Here is a 5,726-nt window from a genome sequence, read left to right as displayed (position 1 = left end):
GGGGAACTAGAGAATTTGCTCCCCTCTCCCAAAATTGGGAGAGGGGCTGTTCTTGTGAGGGTCAAACCTCGAAAGCTTGCCTTGCCTAACTTCTACGTTAAGTTGACACCAATGGCATCTTGCCCACCCCACAAGTAGTAGTAATTTGTTTCTAGGAAATCCTTAAAGACTTCAGCCCTGACTACGCGTCATTATCAAGTTGAGTATTTGCCATTAATTTCTATATAACCCTCTGAAAGATCGCAACCCCATACAGTTGCAGAAGCTTCACCAATATTGAGGCTAACATGGATATCTACTTGCTCTTTGGACATAATTTGCCGCAACTGTTGCAGATTTTCATCAGTTAAGCTATTAGGATAAACTTTCACGTTATCAAAACTGATAACAACTCGATCTGGATTTATCTGGTGTTCATTTTCACATTTGCCTATAGCCATAGCAACTCGTCCCCAATTCGGATCTGCTCCATAGACGGCGGTTTTTACTAATGGTGAATTCACAATTGCTTTAGCTACTGTTTTAGCTTGTGCATAGTTAATAGCTGAATCTACAGTTACCTCAATAATTTTGGTGGCACCTTCTGCATCTCGTGCAATTTTCAGCACCAATTCTTGTGCAACTTCTTGCAATGCACTAGCAAAATCTGGTTCGGAAACTTCACCTGCTAAACCATTAGCTAGAATCACGGCGGAGTCACTAGTAGAAGTGTCAGTGTCTACACTCAAGCAGTTAAAGGTTTTATCTATAGTAGAGCGAAAAATAGTACGAAGGCTATTTGCAGAAATTGCAGCGTCAGTAAAAAAGAAAGTTAGAAGGGTAGCCATATTAGGCTCAATCATCCCGACACCTTTGGCAATTCCTACCAGCTTGGAATTTCCTATTTGGCGTATAGCTAGTTTTGGTACTGTATCGGTGGTCATAATAGCACGGGCTGCGGCATTAAAATCAGCATCAGTGAATTTTTTCCCCAATCCTAATAAACCTGCCCGGATTTTTTCAATCGGGTAACGTCTACCAATTACACCTGTAGAAGCTATGACAATATTATGTGCAGCAATTCCAGTTTCAGTTGCAACTAATTGCAGAACGTCTTGGGCATCAGCGATGCCAACAGAACCATTAGCTACATTTGCATTCTTAGATATAACGACAATTCCTTGTGCTTGTGAATCTTTTAAGTGATCACGGCTAATAGTAACACTTGGCCCAGCAAAAAGACTTTGAGTGAAGACTCCATCAGCAACACAAGGAACCGATGATTTAATAAATACAAAATCATCAGTTGTATCTCGTATTCCTAAATTAGTAATAAATGCACTAAAACCTTGAGGTGCGGAAGATATAGTTAATGACATTTTTCTGAATTTAATAATTTGCTTTAATTATCTCATAGCATTTCAAAAAATCTTTGTGACATAACGGTGAGCGAGAATAAAGCTGGTGCAACCTTTAAGTAAATTAGCGATCGCTTGTTGAACTAATTTCTCGGTTTGGCTGTCAATGTTACTAGTGGCTTCGTCCAAAATCAAGATGCGATCGCTTCTCCTGATTGAGCATCAAAGTTTACATTACTTAAAACTTTTTGGCTGGATTTATACTCAAATGTTACCGGCTCAAACTGCACTTTCCCCTGGATTCTTGGCATTGCGTTCGCATCTGTGGCATCTTGAAGTTGGACTGGTTCATCCAAAAGTAAAAAACCCTCTCTAATCCAGCTAATGCAGATTGGTTCTTATTTTTGATTTATGCAAGAGGTCTATTGTCCAAAGCGTTTAAGGAAGATAACTTAATCCGCCGACTTTCACGCGATAGTGGTACTAAAACTGGGGCTTGACTTTGAGCATTGCTTTCTTTAAAGCTTTCCACCACTTTAGATAGTTGTGCAATTGTCGATGCTTCAAATACGCTACGCAAAGGTAACTCCACACATAAGGCGTCGCGCACTCTAGAGACAAGCTGAGTTGCCAGTAATGAATGACCGCCTAATTCAAAGAAATTGTCATAAATTCCTACGCGCTTAAGTCCTAAAACCTCAGCAAAAATTTTCACCAGTACTTGTTCAACTGGAGTCTGAGGTGCAATGTAATTTTCAGGCAATTGGGGCTTGATTGCATCATGGAATGCTCTTAAGGTGCGGCGATTGATTTTACCATTCGCTGTTAGAGGTAAAGACTCCAATATTACAAAAGCTGATGGCATCATGTACTCAGGCAGTTTTTGTGCTATGTAAGTCTGTAACTGCGGCACTAACTTACGCGCTGCTTTGGCTTGTAGGGGATTATTGGCGTAAGATTGCCAGGGGCGAGGGTGAGGTGTGCTATGTGAAAAAATACTTCTCTTACCTACTGCATCTTGGCGGACAAAAACCACATCATAATGTCCTTCAATACTTGAATGTGACCAGGTAATATTAACTTCATAAGCTACATTCAGCCCATAAAAATCTTCTGGGTCTACTCCGAAAACTTCGAGTTCTTGCAAAGCTTTACGTATTTGACCTACAGTTTTAAAACCTTCTACTTCTGATAGCCATTCTGCTGTTTTAACTGCTGATATCACCCGCGCATTAGGTACATTAATAATGCTTAATATTTCTGGTTGATTCTCAATTAATAACTGACGCACTGCTGAGACTGTGAGATTATCTTCAGCCCAGTTCAACACTGAATAATTTTCAGGATTATTAAGAGTTTCGCCACTAATCTTAAGAATCACATTGTAACGAAACTCAGTTAACTCATTGTGATATTTACCCCGAATCAGTTGAATTTCTACATGATTAATCTGCGGAAAGCGTTGCTTTATTGCAGTAAAAAAAGCTGGATCAATGACTAATTCTGTCTCTTGAAATATTTGCATTTGTACCCGTTGCTGCAACTCTAAGCGGGTAAGGGAAGCTTCAGCTTGAGAGAGTTGCACTGACGCATGGAAAGCTTGCAATAGTGGCAAACTACGCACATCTCCGATGAAGATAAAGCCACCCGGAGCAGTTGCCTGTACAGCACCTTCTAATACACGAATTAGATAATCAATAGTAGGGAAATATTGTACAACCGAATTCAGAATGACTACATCAAAAGCTGCTGTTTCTATTTTCTCGAAGTCAGTAGCCATTTGCTGATATAGCGTTACCTGCGGCATTTCTGGCTTTTGTAAGTGCTGCTGAATGTAGTCAAGTGAAACTGGGGAAAAGTCTGTTGCACAATATTTTGTGCAGTCAGGTGCAATCCTAAACAAAATCAAACCTGTTCCACAACCAATTTCTAATACTCGTTTAGGTTGCAAAGCTAAAATTTGCTTAGCTTGGTTATCCACCCACTCACGCATCTGTTCTGCTGGAATAGGCTGATTTGTGTAACTACTATTCCAGCCGACAATATTCAATTTTGGATCGGAATCAGCAGGTTGATTATAAGTTTCGTTATAGAGCATTTGCCATTGCAAAACTTGCTCATTCTGCAATTGGATTAATTGCATATTCTCCTGCTCACTGCTGTATTCGGTTTTTGCTACTACATAAGCTAATAGGCGCTTTTCCCCTTTATCCTCACGAATTATTACTACAGTTTGCTGCACTGCTGGATGCTGACTTAGTACCGCTTCAATTTCTCCCAACTCAATGCGGTAGCCGCGAATTTTTACCTGCTCGTCGAGGCGACCTAAAAATTCAATGTTGCCATCTGCTCGATAGCGAACTAAATCACCTGTTTTATAAAGTCGTGCTTTTAGCTTATTAATAAAAAAATGCTCAATAAAGCATTTAGCAGTTAATTCAGGACGGTTTAAGTAACCTCGTGCCAATCCATCACCACTTATGTATAACTCTCCTGATACACCGATGGGTACAGGTTGTAAATGTTTATCTAATATGTAAACTTGTGTATTAGCGATCGCACGACCAATCAAAGGTGCTAAATTATCTTTGTTCTTAACACAAATCTGACCAGAAGTTGTCACAACCGTGTTCTCAGTTGGCCCATAATTGTTAACTAACTGGAAAGGATGGTCAGCTAAAGGATATTGATTTAGTCTATCGCCACCTGTGAGTAATATTCGTAAAGCTGCGTTTTTAGGAAAATCTAATCGGAGAATTTTTTCTGCTAAAGGAGTTGGTAATAAGGTAATTGTTATCGCTTTTGATATTAGCCAATCTCGTAGATGCTCAGGTATTTGCCTGATTTGATCATCTACAAAATAAATGCTTGCTCCAGCACTCAGATAAGGCCAAATTTCCCAACCACAAGCGTCAAAGCCAACTCCGCAAATCTGTGTTGCTCGGTCAAGAGGTGAAACTGTAAATGCTTTTTGATGCCAAAAAACTAGATTTAACAATCCTCTATGTTCAATTTTAACCCCTTTAGGTTTTCCAGTTGAGCCAGAGGTATAAATAACATAAGCAAGGGTATCTACTTTAGCTTGGCTGGTCAGATTATCTTCAAGTTCTTGATTAATAATTTCCCAATCATTATCTAAACAGATTATTTGTGAATTATAGTTTTTCAGATGTTCAAGCCATCGCTCGTGAGTTAATAAAACTGAGACTTGAGCATCTTCAAGCATAAACTTTAAACGTTCAGACGGATAGCTTGGATCTAAAGGTACATAAGCTCCACCTGCTTTCAGGATGCCCAACATCCCGATTACCATATCAAAAGACCGTTCTACACAAAGCCCTACTAAAACTTCCGCTTCAACTCCTAATTTTTTTAGATAATGTGCAAGTTTATTGCTACGTATATTTAACTCTTTATAGCTGAGTTGTTTATCTTCGAGTATTAACGCAGTTGCATCAGCATTCTGCTCTACAACGCTCTCAAATAACTGATGGATATACTTATCTTGAGGATAATCTAACTGAGTATTGTTATATTCAACTAATAAATTATGTAACTCAGATTCGCTTAGAAGTGGTAATTGTGCAATTCGCTGTTGTGGATTTGCAACTATACCTGACAGTAATATTTGAAAGTGTCCTAGCATCCGCGTGATGGTAGCATCATCAAATAAATCAGTGCTGTAAATTACAAAACCACTAATTCCTTCTGAGCTATCTGCCCATAACCCATTTTGAATATTTGGCTCCCACAAGTGCAACTCCAAATCAAAGCGTGTTGTTTCCGTTTCAAATGGTAGCGGACTTAAACTTAAATTAGGTAACTCTAAGGCTGACATCGGCGCATTTTGGAGCGCAAAAACAACTTGAAATAGCGGATTTTGATTTAAATTCCGCTCTGGATGCAGTTCTTCTACCAGCTTTTCAAAAGGTAAATCTTGATGAGCATAAGCCCCGAAAGCTACTTCTTTGACTCGATTCAATAATTCCCGAAAAGTTGGGTTTCCACTTAGTTGGGTACGCAATACTAAGCTATTGACAAAAAAACCAATTAATCCCTCAATTTCACTCCGGTTGCGATTGGCGATAGGTGAACCAATAGTAATATCTTCTTGTTGTGTATAGCGGTAAAGTAAAATTTGGAATGCTGCTAGTAGGGTGATAAATAAAGTTACCCCTTCTTGCTGTCCGAGAGCTAAAAGTGCTTCGCTCAAACTTTTTGATAATTGCAAAGATTGCCTTGCACCCTGGTAACTTTGAGCAGCTAGTCTTGGTCTGTCGGTTGGCAGATTTAGCATAGAAATGCCGTCTAATTGCTTCTGCCAGTAATTCAGTTGCTTTTCTAATACTTCCCCTTGCAACCATTGGCGTTGCCAGTATGCAAAGTCTG

General features: G+C 39.4%; 3 protein-coding genes and 1 pseudogene. All 4 read right to left on the bottom strand.

The window, feature by feature from the left end; all coding sequences use genetic code 11:
- Window positions 1-194 precede the first annotated feature (194 nt).
- Window positions 195-1,358, bottom strand: coding sequence for a bifunctional glutamate N-acetyltransferase/amino-acid acetyltransferase ArgJ (argJ, locus tag ACYTXL_RS23830; protein WP_461926890.1), 1,164 nt, complete (start codon window positions 1,356-1,358; stop codon window positions 195-197).
- Between the two features lie 54 nt (window positions 1,359-1,412).
- A pseudogene (locus ACYTXL_RS23825) lies at window positions 1,413-1,538 on the bottom strand (ABC transporter); the annotation flags it as partial.
- A complete protein-coding gene (locus ACYTXL_RS23820; protein WP_461926889.1) occupies window positions 1,529-1,693 on the bottom strand; it encodes a hypothetical protein in 165 nt (54 codons plus the stop codon). The gene ACYTXL_RS23820 and the pseudogene ACYTXL_RS23825, both read right to left, overlap by 10 nt.
- A gap of 53 nt (window positions 1,694-1,746) precedes the next feature.
- Window positions 1,747-5,726, bottom strand: a 3,980-nt coding sequence (locus ACYTXL_RS23815; RefSeq protein WP_461926888.1) for an amino acid adenylation domain-containing protein, incomplete at its 5' end; no start/stop codon positions are given.

It is taken from the genome of Nostoc sp. (assembly GCF_054880495.1).
This window is presented reverse-complemented; position numbering and strand designations above follow the sequence as displayed.